Raw genomic sequence first — 15407 nt, 5'->3', positions numbered from 1 at the left:
TTGGCACTTATCTAATATATCTACTCTTTCAAGTTTCGTCAAGGGGTTTTTCTAACTTTTTTTTCAAGTCCCTCTATCCTTTGCTGACAACGCCTTTGACCTTACCCACATCATATATATGTATATGTCTATAAGATTAAAATTAAATAGCTATGCCAAGTCTGTTGAGTATTTTTGCTCTCCTTTTCAGGACGTAGCAATCTCCAGGTTTTACCTTCTTGCTGAATTTGCAGGTAAACCTCAAATGGTTGTTGAAGTTGTTTCAACTGTCTTTTGGGTAACTTAAAAATTAAATCGTAGGTTCCTAGGACGCGGAAAGCTGGCAAATTTTGAATGGTCAGGGGTTGTTCTTGGCTGATGGATATGCGTTTGATTTCAAATCCTTGGAAATCTAAGTCCAGTTTTTTTTGTAGTTGCTGCTGGGTTTGTTCTACTTGAAGAGCGATCGCCTTTTGTACTAACTGGGTAGTGGGCAGCAGTCCCACACTGCCACAAGCTGTTATTAACATCAGCAAAATCACTGTCACAAAAAGCCGTACCATGTTTTTGACATACCATTCGCCAGCGATAGTATACAGCAATTTTCAGGTTGCTAGACTATATTGTTATGTTGGAGAGTTGCAAAGTTTATGGTCTGATAGCTTTGCTGGCAAACAGTTTCTGAAAAACTTGATGCCGTTGCTGGGGTGCTTCTGGTGTGATGTTACCCCAGAGACTTTCCCAATAAAAAAAGGAAATACCGGGAAAGGAGCGATCGCGTACTGTTTGTACTTGGGTTTGAATTTGGGTGATTTTCACAGGAGTTTTTGAGGTTCCTGTCAAAATTCCAATACCCACAGGGATGCGAGTCCGAGCAAACTTGACGCTTGGTTGTTCGAGTTCAGTAATAAAACTATTTTGGTTATTACGATATACTTGCAATATCAATTCGTCGATTAAACCTTTTCTGATCCAACTTTCCCAGTCTTGTAAATAGTATTTGTAGGCAAAACTTTGTGAGTTGGGAGACAGCGAGATGATGGCATTGGGTTTAATTGCTTTGACACTTTGATATATCTCTGCCATGAAAGCTGTAATTTTGTCAGCACGCCAACGCATCCATCTAGGGTTAAATGGGTCACTAGGGGGACTTTTACCTTGATGTTCTCTCCGATATAGATCTACAGTGAAGGCATCGTAACCCAACTGGACTGGCATTCCAAAATGATCGTCCAACTGAATACCATCCACTTCGTAACGACTAACAACTTCTACGATTAGCCCCAAAATAAACTCTTGAACCTCTGGATGCAGGGGATTTAACCAAGCTTGGCGATGCACCGAGTTGTCGTTGATTTCCTCCAAGGGAATTTCGTTGGTAGATTTTATTCCTTCTTTCCCCATTGTTAACCAGTCAGGATAACGCCTGGCTAATTTTGAATTAGGCGGCGTCATAAACCCATATTCAAACCAGGGTATGACACTTAAATTTCGAGGTTTAGCTAGTTGAACTATCTTAGTTAAAACATCCTGTCCACCGTGCATTAAATTCAGTAGCGGTTCGGCGTCGGAACCAATAGCTTTTTTCGCTACATGACTTTTATAAAAAGTATGCCCCCGATTCCAGACTACAGGGTAAATCGTATTAAAATTTAGTGCTGATAATTGATTAAGAGCGCGGTTAATTCCCCAAGGAACAAATAGTACACCACTAGCAACATTGGTTAACCAAACACCGCGAATTTCTGTTGTGCTGGGTAAGTTAGTTTTCTGGTAATAAATAGGGAGGGAAGGAAAGGAAAATACAGTTAAGTATAGTATTAATCCTAAACAGAAAAAGTAAGAAAACACATGTCTAGTCAAAAAATTCATGTGTAGGCTTGACTTTGTTTTGGAGGGATACTTTTAATTACATATTTAGTTCGCATTCCTCCGGATTATGTGGACATTTCATCATATTGTACGCATTTGGTTAGACTTGATAAAGCCAAAAAGTTGGTTTGGTAATGGGCTGTTTTTCGCCAACAAACTACCTTTGATCCTGATGAAACCCACAAGGATGCACTGTTGGCGTAGTTTGCCACAAGTGTAGGTATCGCCTGTTGATACAAATGAGAAAATATCCACAGACTCCATTAATTTAAAAACCACGTAAGCGGCCTTCCCAGAGAAAAGCCACTACGTGCCTTGCATGTGTAGATAGTTTTTTTGCTTAATCTTAGGGACGTGGGGCGTTGAAGGCTTCCCAGGCGGCTTTGGCGGCATCTTGGATGCGATCGCTAAAATCTGTGATTTCTTTAACTAATAAATGCCAGTTTTTCTCTGTTTCTTCTTGCATGGTAGTCCAAGTATTTTCCAGGCGATCGCGCTCAATGAGTTTTTCCCGTTCAATGGCTTCTCTAGCTTGGCGCACAGCATTTAAATAAGTTTCACGGGTGAGAGTACCTGCTGATTCTGCTTCGCTTTGAGCGCGTCTTTTCAAAGCTTCAATCAATGCTTTGGTTTCGCGCTTGAGTTCATCAGTTTCGCCAACCATTTCGACTTCTACCATTTCGTTGGTTTGAGGGCTGATTTCTATTACTGTGGATTCAACGTTGTTATCTGTCATGGTTAGTCCTTGATTTAACTACAAAACTTCTGAAGTGTCTGCTAATAAACTTGTGTAGGCAGTTGTTGCTCTATTTTCAGTAATTCTTCAATTCGTGCTTCAGTAGCTGGGTGACTAGAGAACAAATTCCCCAGAAACTTCCCAGAAATTGGATTAATAATCAATAACGGCTCAAAAGCTGGATTGGCATCTAAAGGCAGTTGTTTGGCTGTGGCTTCTAACCTTTGCAATGCCTTGGCTAAAGCCCGGGGATTGCCAGTTAATTTAGCAGCACCAGCATCAGCAGAGAACTCCCGTGTGCGCGAGATTGCTAGCTGAATAATTGTGGCCGCGATTGGTGCAAGTATAACTGTTAATAAAATACCTAAAGGGTTGCCACCTCTATCCCCATTTCGAGATCCTGCTCCACCAAACCATAAGCTATAACTGACCATTTGTGCCAGAAATGAAATAGCCCCGGCGATTGTGGCAGCAACGGCTTGTGTGAGAGTGTCGCGGTTAATAATATGAGTTAGTTCGTGAGCAATGACGCCTTCTAATTCATCTTCTGGCAATATATTCAAAATGCCTTCGGTAACAGCTACAGCAGCATGTTCGGGATCACGTCCTGTGGCAAAAGCATTGGCAGTCTGTCCAGGAACAATGTAAACTCCCGGCATTGGAATATTGGCACGTTGAGACAATTTCTGCACCATGCGGTAAAGTCCCGGCGCTTGGGCTTCACTCACAGGACGGGCGCGGTAAACACTTAGTGCAATTTTATCGGACTGATACCAAGACAACAGATTTGTGGCTGCTGCTAAACCAATACCTAGAACTAAGCCAGTAGTACCGCCAATTATCCAGTAACTAATGCCAATTAACAAGCCACTCAAGGCAGCTAACAAAGCAGTCGTTTTCAATTGATTTGTCATAATTTTGCTCTCCCGCTAATGCTGCATTGGTGTTTTAAGACAACAGCATTACTTAAGTCGCAATCTAATTCTATCTAGCTAAACTCAGATATTGGTGCAGAGAACCTCTCATCTTGAGTACGGATTTCCCACTTAAACTTTGGCGTGGTATTTAGACTTACACGGACTTATTTTGTTTTTTTAGATACTTTTGTTATCATAAATTAAGAACTCAACCCTAGTCACTACTATAATTATCGGTCGTTTCCCTCTAACACTTATGATAATTTTTTTAATTAAGTAAATAATTTAACATTGAATACTTGAATTTTCAAATGCCCCTTTAACTGATACACTACCCTATGATGGTAACTAAAGTGTCATACTTAGTAATATCACAAGATAATGTTTAACTAAGCAGCACGATTAAACGTGTACAAACAATGCAAGATAGTGCAAATTTAATCCCAGAATTTGAAACATTATTTAGACAAAAATTAAAATTAAATAATTGTAGACTTAGAAAGAAAAAACAAGAGAATAATTATGAAATTATTACTCCGGCCAAAGATATTTTTTTAATGTCTTGGTGCGACTTTCCCGAAATTAACTTGGTATATCAACCTATAGGGGTACGCACAAAGCAGACCATAGTTTATGAACGAGCCATCCGCTCCCACATTAATTTTTGTGTAAGTAGTATTAAAGATAATCCTCAAACTCCTGTTGAGAATTAGAGATGTGTGGGGTGGGTGCTACCCACCCCCAAGCATTACTTATTTACTTACTGGTACTTCAGTAGATGACTTACCAATCAACATTGCAGAATTTTCCTCACTTTCGAGGATACCGAATTCAATCAACAATTCTTCTAGTTCTTCCATCTCAATGGGTGTGGGAATAGTAAGATTTTTGTTGTCGATAATCTTCTTAGCCAATGTGCGGTATTCCTGACCTTGATTGCTATCAGGTGCGTACTCGTTCACAGTCATCCGGCGCAACTCAGCGTGTTGCACGATGTTGTCGCGAGGTACGAAGTGAATCATCTGGGTGTTTAGACGTTTTGCCAGAGTTTCAATCAATTCGACTTCTCGGTCAACGTTACGGCTGTTACAAATCAGACCGCCTAAACGTACACCACCAGTGTGAGCATATTTAAGAACACCGCGAGCGATGTTATTAGCAGCGTACATCGCCATCATTTCACCAGAAGTAACGATGTAGATTTCTTGTGCTTTACCTTCACGAATAGGCATAGCAAAACCACCGCACACAACGTCACCTAGTACGTCGTAAGATACAAAATCTAAATCTTGGTAAGCACCATTTTCTTCCAAGAAGTTGATGGCGGTGATAATACCACGACCTGCACAACCTACACCGGGTTCTGGTCCACCGGATTCAACACAAAGTACATCCCGGAAGCCAGTTAGCATTACTTCGTGTAATTCTATATCTTCTACAGCGCCTCTTTCAGCAGCCAATTGTAGAACACTTGTTTGGGCTTTACTGTGTAGCATTAAACGGGTAGAGTCAGCTTTAGGGTCACAACCGACGATGAGGATACGCTGACCCATTTCTGCCATAGCTGCCAAGGTATTTTGAGAGGTGGTAGATTTACCAATACCGCCTTTACCGTAGAAAGCTATTTGTCTAATTTTTTCGTCAGTCATGGTTAATGTGTCCCTACAATTTTGTTTGTTGATGGATTTGGAAGTTTCTATCTAACTTTTAGGCTGGTTTAGGTATAGTCAAATCATCACGAGTAGTAAATTAGCGGCAAATTCTGTTACTTCTTTCCAGTTGTGAAGTAGGCAGATTCTATGCAGCAAGTTCTTATCCATACAGCATCTCTACCAAGAAATTGCGTGGACGCCAAATCACTTTTTTGAAGCATCTCACAAGATATTGCAAGTGTTATCACATGCACATGTGATGCAGCTGGAAAAAGCTTGAATCAAGCATTATCGGTTGTTGTAGTGTCCCAATTGGTTGCTCAAACCTTAAGAGTAGTTACAACAGGAATTTCAGTTTATGTAAATGACATCCCTGAACTACATAACCAACCAATCATTGCAATTTACTCTCAATGGCCGCTACAATTTTCCAGATTTTGCTTATGTTATGGACGCCAAGAACTTCTTGGTGATATTTGACAATATGGTTAAATTCCTGGATATTGTAGAACAGTATCAGCTCGGCTCGAAGTTTTTGTTCTAGCCGAAAAGTCTGCCATAACTTAGTTCACGGTGGAAAATTTTTCTCCCACTTATACTAAGTCAGTAACTGTTCTAATTTCTATTGAATTGCCGATTTTTACTAAAAGTCTTTCTTCCCAGACTCTAAGTTTAATTGCATCTGGCTGGTAATGCTAACTAGGTTAGCTAACTCTTGCTGGCTCATACCAAGGCAAGTTGTGATCGACTTCAAGTCGTGATGAAAGTTACTATCCTACCTAGCCTTATTTGACCTATTCGTTACAAAAAGCGATAACGAACTGAAGTGAATTTACCAGAGCAAAAAAACTTTATTGAGCTTATCTCAATTCTTTGGAAGTCTTTTTCTGCTTTTACTTTTCTGATTCCTATATGCAGCATAACATATAAATTACTATTTTTTATATCGAGATAAAATCATTTTTCATTCAATATAATCGAATATTGTTATTAGTATCGAGACGATCAATATGTAATTAGATAATAGTTTACCAAGTTATAAAAGCATGATTTTTATAGGGAACATAAATGATATGTGAAAAAAAATCATTAATGTAGAGTAGGCAAAGTCCACAAAAACTTAGATGCTGTGCGCTTTGCTCACAATATCTATGTTTCCAAATTAAATAGTATTCCTACAGATGAGGATTTATAGTGAATGCGTTGATGGATCATGAGCGTTCACGGGTGTTGACGCGATCGCCTGAGATATAAACTTTAAAATAACTAAAAAATGGTATTGTTAATTATCAATGGCGATGGAGCTCGCCAAAACCGCCGTTTCTCAGGCTGATGGCTCCTACTTTTCCCACTTGCTGCGGGGAGGGTAGGGCTGTGTTTATTAATTACCTGACTCCCTTGTAGCAAGTATCTGTCTACAAATCGCGCCCCAAGGAGTCATAAAAATGTTAGCCAGTGTATTGTGGATTCTCATGATGGGCTTTTTTGTGGGTCAACTTGCCCGTCGTTTAGGCGCTCCCCCTTTAATTGGCATGATTATAGTGGGGATTCTTCTCGGCCCCCAAGTGCGTAATGTTCTTAGTCCAGATATCCTAAATGCTGCTGATGATTTAAGAACATTGGCGGTGATGATTATTTTGATGAAAGCTGGACTAGGGCTAGATAGAGAAAAGCTATCTCAACAGGGAACCGTTGCGCTGCGTTTGGGATTTTTACCAGCAGCTACCGAAGCGATCGCCATTGCTTTTGCTGCTATGGTAATTTTTAACTTTGATTTTCTCACTGGGTTACTTTTGGGCTGTGTCATCGGTGCAGAATCCCCCGCTGTCATTGTCCCTGGGATGCTGCGGCTGAAAAGTTTAGGTTGGGGTGTAACTAAAGGTATCCCCGATGCAATTTTGACTGGTAGTGCTTTATCGGATGTGCTGCTGTTACTAGTATTTAGCTTGTTGCTGAGTTTCTTGGGTGATGGCGGAGTTGAGCAACTTGTCCTTCCTGGTGGGTTAACTTTGACACCCCTGCAATTGCTACCGTTGCAAATCATCATGCAAATTTTTCTGGGGTTGCTGTTGGGCTACTTAGCAGCTCGTTTGCTAGTTGTGTTGTTAGTCAAACAAAACTGGACTCAAAATGCCGTTCAAGATACTGTAATTGCTGCTAGTATAGCTTTATTTCTAGTAATTACTGCTCATTGGTTGCCTTACTTTTCTGGTTATTTAGCAGCCATGTCTATGGGGTTTTTCTTGATTGAATTAGATGCACCTTTAGCTAGAAGATTACGCGGTGGTTTTGACAGTTTGTGGATAGTTGCTGAGATTTTTTTGTTTGTTTTATTGGGTGCAACTATTCAACTGCAAGTATTAGAAAAAATTCTCTTACCCGGTATTTTAATATTAGCCATTGGTTTACTTGTCGGTCGGATGCTGGGATGGTATCTTTCCACATTGGGTAGTAATTGGAATTGGCGGGAAAAACTATTTTTATTACCAGGAAACTCACCCAAAGCTACAGTACAAGCAGCTATTGGGGCATTACCACTAGCTCAAGGTATTGCTGGAGGTGAGACAATTTTAGCGATCGCCGCTTTATCAATTTTAGTTACAGCACCTTTGGGCGCTTGGGCAACTATGACTTTTGCACCTCAGTTATTAGAACGGGGAGAAGTTGATCCCACCAAAGTGACAGTGGCGACACGTACCTTATTAGTAGCAGCAGTTGACACTTCTGGTTTAGCTACAGCAGTTTTAACCAAGGTAGCAGATTTAGCACGACGCAGTAACGGTGAGGCAATCGTTTTGCATGTCGTGAATTTGCCGAATCAGCAAGAAATTGAACAACTCAAACAGCAAAGTCAACAATTACTAGCTGATATCAGATATGAGTTTTTAACTGTCAATGGTGCTGTTCCAGAAGAGATTATTCGCATCGCTCAAGAGCATAAAGCCACTGCAATTATCATCGGAAAACGTGGTCATCAGGCTTGGGAAAATGTATTAATTGGTTCTGTATCTCAAGCCGTTTTAGAAGCTAGTTCTATACCTGTAATCTTAGTCGATAATTCTTCAAGTTAAATAATTACAGACTGTTCTAGTAAGGTTGTGATTCAAAAACTTAAGTTAAATCAAGCGTTTGCATTTGATCATCACTTCCATCAATTCGGTTCTGTTAACGTTGTACCGTAAGTAGGCGATAAGCCCGCGGCATGGAGTGATATAAGAGACAAGCTCCGCTATGGTAGATTGAAACTACTGTGTAAAGTTCAGCAAAATGAGAAAGCCTAATAACTATTACGATAAAATTGCTCACCTCTATGACCAAACTCGTTGGTTAACAGAGTCTATCGCTGAGGAAGTGGCAGATTTTATTCTGGAATTAGTAAACGCAACACCTGAAACATCTTTTTTAGAACCTGGTGTTGGTACAGGCTTGAATGTTCTTCCTTTTGTCAAACGCGGCTATTCTGTCACAGGAATTGATGTTTCTCCAGAAATGCTTGACCAATTCAAGCAAAAGCTGGGAAATATTCCTCCCAATCTCAAGCTGATTAATACAGATGCTTCACAATTGCCTTTTTCAGATCAAAGTTTTGACGTTGTGCTAACCGTTCATATGCTTCATACTGTTTCCAGTCAGAAGATGTTTTTGGATGAAATTATTCGCGTATTGAAACCACAAGGTTTTTATCTCAATGCTCAATGGATTACTCCACCTGCACGTATGGAGTTTGAGCGTTATTTTAGAGAAATTGCAGCTAAATACGAAGTAAAAGAAGCACCAAAAAAAGTTAAGAAAGTAATCGAACAAATCAACACAGAAGACTATCTGCTCAACAAAGGTTATCGGTCAAACTATGTGATTGCAAAAGAGTGGACGGTAAGCAATAGCGTGGGAGAACTCCTCGGTTTTTTAAAATCACGGGCTTACGGTTTATGTTGGCTGGTGTCGGAAGAGATATTTCCTCATGTCATGAGTGAGTTTGAAGAGTTTTGTGTTGAACATTACGGTTCTTTGGAAACAGAGTTATCATCAAAAGCCAAGTTTGAGATATGGGCATATACTGCAAGCTAACACAGCGTTGGTGCGATCGCCTTCAATTATCCAGCAGTTATTTCAGCACTTTTGAACTGGACAATAGTTTTTAATTCCGCTTCCTCTTCTTTGAGAACATGGTAAAGTTCCCAATTCTGTTGTAGGTTTAACCAAAACTCTGAACTATTCCCAAAAAATTTTGCCAATCTTAATGCTGTACTAGGCGTTATACCCCGTTTTTGATTGACAATTTCATTAATTCGCTGATAAGGAACGTGGATTGCATCTGCAAGTTCTCTTTGTGATATTTCCATTGTCTCTAGGAAATCTTTGAGTAATATGTCACCAGGATGGGAGGGGGATCTATGCTTTGGGATTCTCATAACTCCTAATGGTAGTCTACTATTTCAACATCTGACGCTCCTTCGGGTGTCCATGTAAAGCAAATCCGATATTGGTCATTAATCCGAATGCTATACTGACCCTGACGATCGCCCTTTAAAACTTCTAATCTATTACCTGGTGGAACTTGCATATCATTCAATGCAAACGCTGCATTGAGTTGATCTAATTTTCTCTGTGCAACACTCCAACAGTTTTTAGGACACTGTTTTCGGGCTTCCTTTGAGTCATTACCATCAAAAATGTCTTCAGTCGCTTTATCCTTAAACGATAATATCATATTTAGCATGGTACCCGTGTTATCATGCTAGCAAAAATCAATTACATTTACCTTTAAGCGATCGCTTGTATCTCTGGGTGTGATGTGGAAAACTACAGATGGCAAATCACCCTGACTACTCATATCATAGGCTCAAGTATAAATCTATAGTTTTAGCTTGTGTATTGAGTAGGAGATATTACGAGCAAGTATGAAAAGCCAAATTTTAGCTACAGGCGCATTTTTAACTACCATTAGCCTGGCAACAATTGCCCAAGCAGCCAATTTTACACACGTTCAAAAGTTATTAGCAACCAAAGAATGTCAAAATTGTAACTTGAGTAATGCAGGTTTAGTTATGGCTGACTTATCTGGAGCCAATTTAAGTGGTGCTAATCTTGCAGGTGCTAACCTCAGCCGTGCGAATTTAAGCGGTGCTGATTTGCGGGGTGCCAATTTAAGCGGTGCTGGTTTATTTGGTGCAAACCTCAGCGAGGCGAGACTGAGTGGAGCTAACCTAGCAGGTGCAGATTTGAGAAGTACCTACTTAGCCAATACAGAATTTCAGGATGCTTACCTAAATGGCGCTAACTTTCAAGGTGCAATTGGGATACCTATGCAAATTGCGACGCCAGAAGAATTTTATGCCTTGGGTGTGGCCGAAGCACAAAAAGGCAATCAACAGCAAGCCATCAATTATTTTAATCAAGCGATCGCTTCTCAACCAGAATACCCAGGTGCTTATTTAGCCCGTGGTGTTGCCCGCTACCAAATGTTAGATCGACAAAGTGCATTTCAAGATGCTCAAATTGCCGAAAAAATGTTTCGATCCCAAAACAATGAAGCGGGAATCCAAACAGCACAGGCTTTTATCACAGAATTGCAAACACCATACTCTGATAAAGTAAGTACTGGTAAACCCAGATTTTTTGACTTTTTAGGTAGTCTTGGCTCGGTTTTACTTCAGTTTTTACCGTTTTAAATGGGGGAAGTCACAAGGAGCCAGTGGGATGGGCGGGTTCCCCAACTTGTAGCAACTGGCGTTCAAAAACGTTGAATTTTGAATTAATGACTTTATCTCATGAATTGTGGACAGCGAATCAAGATGTTGCAAAAGCTTGTTTAGAGCATCCTTTTGTGCAAGGTATCGGTGATGGTAGTCTGGAAATTGCCAAGTTTGCTTACTATGTAGGGCAAGATGCTTTTTTCTTAGAAGCCTTTGCCCGTGCATATAGTATCGCCGCAGCGAAAGCACCCGATTGGCAAGGATTTATGACTTTTCATGCCTTGGCTGATGGGGTTTTGGCAGAGTTGCGGTTACATGAAGACTACGCTACTCAATGGGGAGTTGATTTGCGTGCTGTGCAACCTGGAATGGCTACCCGGCGCTATACTGATTTTTTATTGGCTACTGCTTGGAGTGGGGATGTAGGGGTAACGGCTGCGGCTATGTCTCCTTGTATGCGTCTTTATGCTTTTTTGGGACAACAGTTAGCTAGTAATGGTATTCCTAATCATCAGTATGCTGATTGGATTCGCACTTATAGTAGTGCAGATTTTCAACCCCTGACACAACAACTAGAAGATTTGGTGGATAAATATGCTACTTCTAGTTCTGTAATTCACTCAACTTACCGTTATGCCATGTTTTGTGAGTTAGATTTTTTTCAAAATGCTTTTAGTAATTCGTAAGTACTAAACCCGGATTTTTCACCAGAGATGCACCCAAACAACCCGCTATTTTTGTCTGCAAGTTAGTTGATGGCGAATACGTCAAAAATCTATTTAGAGGAAACGACCGCATCGTTTCTCTCTGTTTCCCAGAACTAAAACTTACCGCACAGCAGATTTTTGATTCGGCTCTGTAGCTTTCCCATCATTCAAAATAATTGATACTTTCTCCTGTTACCTGTTGCCTCTCATCCGTGAGAAAATCAGATAATACAATCGCCATACAAGCGATGATGGCACGGAAGGAAAAAAGATGTCGGAGAATTTGAGAAGCCAAATTGTCACGCAAGGGGTGCAGCGATCGCCTAATCGAGCTATGCTGCGTGCAGTTGGTTTTCAGGATGAAGATTTTAATAAGGCCATTGTGGGCATTGCTAATGGTTACAGTACTATTACTCCCTGCAATATGGGGATTAATAAACTGGCGCAAAGGGCGGAAAGTGGCGTAAAAACCGCTGGAGCAATGCCGCAAATGTTCGGTACTATCACTATTAGTGATGGCATTTCTATGGGAACAGAAGGGATGAAATATTCCCTGGTGTCACGGGAAGTGATTGCTGATTCCATTGAAACCGCCTGTACTGGGCAAAGTATGGATGGCGTGTTGGCTATTGGTGGCTGTGATAAAAATATGCCTGGGGCAATGCTAGCCATGGCCCGCATGAATATTCCGGCTATTTTTGTCTACGGTGGCACAATTAAACCTGGACACTACAAAGGTAAAGATTTAACTGTTGTCAGTTCCTTTGAAGCAGTAGGTGAATACAGCGCCGGCAAAATTGATGATGATGAACTCTTAGCTGTGGAACGTCAAGCTTGTCCTGGTGCTGGTTCCTGCGGTGGGATGTATACAGCAAATACCATGTCTTCCGCCTTTGAAGCAATGGGGATGAGTTTACCTTATTCTTCCACAATGGCAGCAGAGGATGAAGAAAAAGCTGATAGTACAGAAAAATCGGCGTTTTTCTTAGTAGAAGCCATTCGCAAGCAAATTTTACCGCGCCAAATTATCACTCGTAAATCTATAGAAAATGCCATTTCGGTCATTATGGCTGTGGGTGGTTCCACAAATGCAGTATTACATTTTTTAGCGATCGCTCGCGCTGCTGGTGTTGAACTCACCATAGACGACTTTGAAACTATTCGTGGCCGTGTCCCGGTTTTATGCGATTTAAAACCTAGTGGGAGATATGTCGCTACAGATTTACACCAAGCTGGTGGTATTCCCCAAGTCATGAAGATGCTATTAGAGCATGATTTACTACATGGTGATTGCCTGACTATTACCGGAAAAACAGTCGCGGAAACTTTAGCAGATATACCAGCAGAACCACGCACCGACCAAGATGTCATCCGTCCTTGGAATAAACCAATGTATGCTCAAGGACACTTGGCCATCCTCAAAGGTAATCTCGCCACAGAAGGGGCTGTAGCAAAAATTACCGGAATCAAAAAAGCCGTGATTACTGGCCCAGCACGGGTATTTGAATCTGAGGAATCTTGTTTAGATGCGATTTTGGCAGGCAAGATTAAAGCAGGTGATATTCTCGTCATTCGTTATGAAGGCCCCAAAGGTGGCCCGGGAATGCGCGAAATGTTGGCGCCCACTTCAGCAATTATTGGGGCTGGGTTAGGTGATGCAGTGGGTTTAATTACCGATGGGCGTTTTTCTGGCGGTACTTACGGGATGGTGGTTGGCCATGTGGCCCCAGAAGCAGCCGTTGGCGGTGCGATCGCTCTGGTGGAAGAAGGTGATACTATCACCATTGATGCCCCTGCTCGTTTATTACAGCTGAACATCTCCGACGAAGAATTAGCCCGTCGTCGCGCCAATTGGCAACCCCGTCCACCTCGGTATACTAAAGGCGTACTAGCGAAATATGCCAAGTTGGTTTCTTCTAGTAGTGTTGGTGCGGTGACAGATTTAGATTTGTTTGCAAATTAACCAGCTAATTTGGCACCTAAAAATCATTAACTGTGGGGTGGGCATTTTCGCCCTCCCATAAATTGTTTCACTTCCACCAACTAAATTTTGCCTGGCAAGTCCAACTTGCGTAACTGCCGACAGTTATAGAAACCAAATACCAGCCAGAATGCCAGAATCGCTGATGTTAATAGTAAAACTGCTACAGGGCCAAACTGAACAACTAAAGGTGGTGCAGCCGCAGTAAATAAGCCTCCACCCACGATAGGTTCAAACAGTAATTGTTTATAAGCAAAACTTTCAAAAGCACCGGAACGGTTATCGGGATCTACCATTCGCAATAACAATAAGCCAGTGGAAGTCACACCCATCGATTGTCCCATGTCACCAATGCCACGTTCAAACCAATAAAAAGGTAGTAGACGCGGGCCCAAAAAGACGAAAGCGCAGATATTCCATGCAATACCAGCCACTGACAAAATAATGAAGGGAGCTAGATTGTCACCCAGTACCGACAGAGAAATACTAGCCAAAGCCGTCACAATGGTAATATCTAATGCCAGTCCCCCAATTCGCTCCATGAGGACACGGCTAATCAAATAGGTGCGTCTGGTACGTACAAGTATATACTGCACAATGATCCCACCAATGAGGGCAATGGGGAACAAGGGTACGTAGGGCATCAATAGTAGTCCAGTTTGTCCCCATGTGACTGATTCTAGCCAGCGCAGTGCTTCTAAAATTAGCCAACCAAATGCCACAGCTAGTCCCACAAAACCAAAATTGAGTGACAAAGGATCAATTAGTAAGTCCCGGAATAAATTTTCTCTAGCAGTTGTCACACTGGGGTGTTCATCTTCTATCTGATTTTCTGCATTTTCTAAATAAACCATTGGTTCACGGCTGACTTGGACTTGTCCCGTGCGGCGTCCCCAGTTAATTAAAAACGTACCTGCAACTACCCCCGACACCAGCCCTACTGTTGCTAAAGCTAAAGATAAATCAGCACCAGCCGGAAACCCTAAGTCTGTGAAAGTTTTCGCCATCCCGGCTGATGTACCGTGTCCTCCTTCAAAGGCGACTTCAATTAAACAGCCGACAATGGGAGGTAAGCCAAAAATAGGCGTTAATACGGTAATAGCTAGTAGCAAACCTACCACATACTGTCCCCAAGCGATCGCCTGACCTAAAGCCACCTGGGGCGCAGCTTTCCGCCAAAATTCCTGCAAACCCGGTACGTACTGTCCGAGAAATAAAGTGGCAAAAACAATGTTAATAAAAATACCAGGAGATTGTGACCACACTGCCTGGACATTTGCCGAAAATATGCCTGCAACTAAGGGTGAATCGGGATTTACAGCTTGAACAACTGCACCTAATGCACTTTTACCTAGTAGTAAAGCAAGTATACCAGCCACAATGGAACTAGGAATGTAGAGCGATCGCAATGCCCACAGGCGTTGTCTAATCAACCGCCCCACGAGAATTAATATAGCGATGAAAATATAAGCCCAGAATACATCTATTAGATTAAACATTCTTACTTTACAGTTGCCTTTAGCAGCTTTGCCCAATTAGAGAATTAATTGTATCTTTTGATTCTCCATGAGTCTTGGCATCTTGGCAACAACCGACCGCAAAGCGGTGTTTCTCTACTCCCTAATTACATTGATTATGTTAAATGCTAAGTGCGATCGCCGCTATGATCAAGAAAATCTCTAGGATGTAGGTTTAGCAGACCATCCCACAGGTAGCCTTGAAGTTTAAAAAGAGGTATACCCTTGTGGGTATCTGACTTTTCACGTCATGTGGAAAAGTCCACGGAAAATCTAACTTCCAAATCAGCAATTCAAAGTCTCTCGCCTCGCAGGAGAGAGATTTAGAGAGAGGTTTTCCAGATACCGTG

14 protein-coding genes, 1 pseudogene and 1 riboswitch are annotated in these 15407 nt (G+C 41.5%); of the genes and pseudogenes, 7 read left to right on the top strand and 8 right to left on the bottom strand.

What is annotated here, in order from left to right; genetic code table 11:
* Positions 1 to 128: 128 nt before the first annotated feature.
* The 4 genes from ACM0OT_RS08660 to ACM0OT_RS08645 all read right to left on the bottom strand — a co-directional run bounded on the left by ACM0OT_RS08660 (position 129) and on the right by ACM0OT_RS08645 (position 3501).
* Entirely contained in the window at positions 129 to 542 is a 414-nt protein-coding gene (locus tag ACM0OT_RS08660) for a hypothetical protein (RefSeq protein WP_414563968.1), read from the bottom strand.
* Between the two features lie 85 nt (positions 543 to 627).
* The gene (locus ACM0OT_RS08655) at positions 628 to 1851 is read right to left on the bottom strand and encodes a glycoside hydrolase family 10 protein (RefSeq protein ID WP_414563958.1); all 1224 of its coding nucleotides are present in this window, start codon (positions 1849 to 1851) and stop codon (positions 628 to 630) included.
* Between the two features lie 346 nt (positions 1852 to 2197).
* Positions 2198 to 2587 carry a hypothetical protein gene (locus ACM0OT_RS08650; protein ID WP_414563957.1) on the bottom strand — a complete coding sequence of 130 codons (390 nt, stop codon included), beginning with the start codon at positions 2585 to 2587 and terminating at the stop codon, positions 2198 to 2200.
* A 41-nt stretch (positions 2588 to 2628) separates the two neighbouring features.
* Positions 2629 to 3501 (bottom strand): zinc metalloprotease HtpX, encoded by an 873-nt coding sequence (locus ACM0OT_RS08645; RefSeq protein WP_414563956.1) that lies wholly within the window; start codon positions 3499 to 3501, stop codon positions 2629 to 2631.
* Between the two features lie 422 nt (positions 3502 to 3923).
* Here ACM0OT_RS08645 and ACM0OT_RS08640 point away from each other — a divergent pair, with 422 nt between their 5' ends.
* Complete coding sequence (locus ACM0OT_RS08640; protein ID WP_414563955.1) at positions 3924 to 4217, top strand: hypothetical protein; 294 nt, start codon at positions 3924 to 3926, stop codon at positions 4215 to 4217.
* Between the two features lie 39 nt (positions 4218 to 4256).
* Here the strand turns inward: ACM0OT_RS08640 and nifH are convergent, their stop codons facing one another.
* Positions 4257 to 5153: a nitrogenase iron protein gene (gene nifH / locus ACM0OT_RS08635; protein WP_414563954.1), complete on the bottom strand. Its 897-nt coding sequence runs from the start codon at positions 5151 to 5153 to the stop codon at positions 4257 to 4259.
* 1288 nt (positions 5154 to 6441) lie between these two features.
* A riboswitch (Fluoride riboswitch) is annotated at positions 6442 to 6505 on the top strand.
* A gap of 96 nt (positions 6506 to 6601) precedes the next feature.
* Here nifH and ACM0OT_RS08630 point away from each other — a divergent pair.
* Both ACM0OT_RS08630 and ACM0OT_RS08625 read left to right on the top strand, forming a co-directional pair.
* Positions 6602 to 8227, top strand: a complete 1626-nt coding sequence (locus ACM0OT_RS08630; protein ID WP_414563953.1) for a cation:proton antiporter — start codon at positions 6602 to 6604, stop codon at positions 8225 to 8227.
* Positions 8228 to 8423: 196 nt separating this feature from the next.
* Positions 8424 to 9224, top strand: coding sequence for a class I SAM-dependent methyltransferase (locus ACM0OT_RS08625; RefSeq protein ID WP_414563952.1), 801 nt, complete (start codon positions 8424 to 8426; stop codon positions 9222 to 9224).
* 26 nt (positions 9225 to 9250) lie between these two features.
* Here ACM0OT_RS08625 and ACM0OT_RS08620 read toward each other — a convergent pair whose 3' ends face one another.
* Positions 9251 to 9568 (bottom strand): HigA family addiction module antitoxin, encoded by a 318-nt coding sequence (locus tag ACM0OT_RS08620; protein WP_414563951.1) that lies wholly within the window; start codon positions 9566 to 9568, stop codon positions 9251 to 9253.
* 5 nt (positions 9569 to 9573) lie between these two features.
* Positions 9574 to 9867, bottom strand: a complete 294-nt coding sequence (locus ACM0OT_RS08615) for a type II toxin-antitoxin system RelE/ParE family toxin (protein ID WP_414563950.1) — start codon at positions 9865 to 9867, stop codon at positions 9574 to 9576.
* A 190-nt stretch (positions 9868 to 10057) separates the two neighbouring features.
* On the opposite strand from ACM0OT_RS08615, the gene ACM0OT_RS08610 reads away from it, so the two are divergent.
* From ACM0OT_RS08610 to ilvD, 4 genes and pseudogenes are all read left to right on the top strand, one after another.
* Positions 10058 to 10828, top strand: coding sequence for a pentapeptide repeat-containing protein (locus tag ACM0OT_RS08610; protein WP_414563949.1), 771 nt, complete (start codon positions 10058 to 10060; stop codon positions 10826 to 10828).
* A gap of 86 nt (positions 10829 to 10914) precedes the next feature.
* The gene (locus ACM0OT_RS08605) at positions 10915 to 11538 is read left to right on the top strand and encodes a TenA family protein (RefSeq protein ID WP_414563948.1); all 624 of its coding nucleotides are present in this window, start codon (positions 10915 to 10917) and stop codon (positions 11536 to 11538) included.
* Between the two features lie 32 nt (positions 11539 to 11570).
* Positions 11571 to 11714, top strand: a pseudogene (locus ACM0OT_RS08600) (Uma2 family endonuclease); the annotation flags it as partial.
* Positions 11715 to 11830: 116 nt separating this feature from the next.
* On the top strand, positions 11831 to 13522 hold the full coding sequence (ilvD, locus tag ACM0OT_RS08595) for a dihydroxy-acid dehydratase (protein WP_414563947.1): 1692 nt from the start codon (positions 11831 to 11833) through the stop codon (positions 13520 to 13522).
* Between the two features lie 80 nt (positions 13523 to 13602).
* Here ilvD and ACM0OT_RS08590 read toward each other — a convergent pair whose 3' ends face one another.
* Complete coding sequence (locus ACM0OT_RS08590) at positions 13603 to 15039, bottom strand: sodium/glutamate symporter (RefSeq protein ID WP_414563946.1); 1437 nt, start codon at positions 15037 to 15039, stop codon at positions 13603 to 13605.
* Positions 15040 to 15407 lie beyond the last annotated feature (368 nt).

It is taken from the genome of Anabaena sp. CCY 9613 (assembly GCF_963920895.1).
Taxonomy (GTDB): Bacteria; Cyanobacteriota; Cyanobacteriia; order Cyanobacteriales; family Nostocaceae; genus Cyanocohniella.
This window is presented reverse-complemented; position numbering and strand designations above follow the sequence as displayed.

What these genes read in the sequence shown, in the direction of transcription:
- ACM0OT_RS08605 (WP_414563948.1), top strand. Translation starts at nt 10,915, where the DNA reads ATGACTTTATCTCATGAATTGTGGACAGCGAATCAAGATGTTGCAAAA.
- ACM0OT_RS08625 (WP_414563952.1), top strand. Translation starts at nt 8,424, where the DNA reads ATGAGAAAGCCTAATAACTATTACGATAAAATTGCTCACCTCTATGAC.
- ACM0OT_RS08620 (WP_414563951.1), bottom strand. Translation starts at nt 9,568, where the DNA reads ATGAGAATCCCAAAGCATAGATCCCCCTCCCATCCTGGTGACATATTA.
- ACM0OT_RS08615 (WP_414563950.1), bottom strand. Translation starts at nt 9,867, where the DNA reads ATGATATTATCGTTTAAGGATAAAGCGACTGAAGACATTTTTGATGGT.
- ACM0OT_RS08655 (WP_414563958.1), bottom strand. Translation starts at nt 1,851, where the DNA reads ATGAATTTTTTGACTAGACATGTGTTTTCTTACTTTTTCTGTTTAGGA.
- ACM0OT_RS08645 (WP_414563956.1), bottom strand. Translation starts at nt 3,501, where the DNA reads ATGACAAATCAATTGAAAACGACTGCTTTGTTAGCTGCCTTGAGTGGC.
- ACM0OT_RS08630 (WP_414563953.1), top strand. Translation starts at nt 6,602, where the DNA reads ATGTTAGCCAGTGTATTGTGGATTCTCATGATGGGCTTTTTTGTGGGT.
- ACM0OT_RS08650 (WP_414563957.1), bottom strand. Translation starts at nt 2,587, where the DNA reads ATGACAGATAACAACGTTGAATCCACAGTAATAGAAATCAGCCCTCAA.
- ilvD (WP_414563947.1), top strand. Translation starts at nt 11,831, where the DNA reads ATGTCGGAGAATTTGAGAAGCCAAATTGTCACGCAAGGGGTGCAGCGA.
- ACM0OT_RS08660 (WP_414563968.1), bottom strand. Translation starts at nt 542, where the DNA reads ATGGTACGGCTTTTTGTGACAGTGATTTTGCTGATGTTAATAACAGCT.
- nifH (WP_414563954.1), bottom strand. Translation starts at nt 5,153, where the DNA reads ATGACTGACGAAAAAATTAGACAAATAGCTTTCTACGGTAAAGGCGGT.
- ACM0OT_RS08590 (WP_414563946.1), bottom strand. Translation starts at nt 15,039, where the DNA reads ATGTTTAATCTAATAGATGTATTCTGGGCTTATATTTTCATCGCTATA.
- ACM0OT_RS08610 (WP_414563949.1), top strand. Translation starts at nt 10,058, where the DNA reads ATGAAAAGCCAAATTTTAGCTACAGGCGCATTTTTAACTACCATTAGC.
- ACM0OT_RS08640 (WP_414563955.1), top strand. Translation starts at nt 3,924, where the DNA reads ATGCAAGATAGTGCAAATTTAATCCCAGAATTTGAAACATTATTTAGA.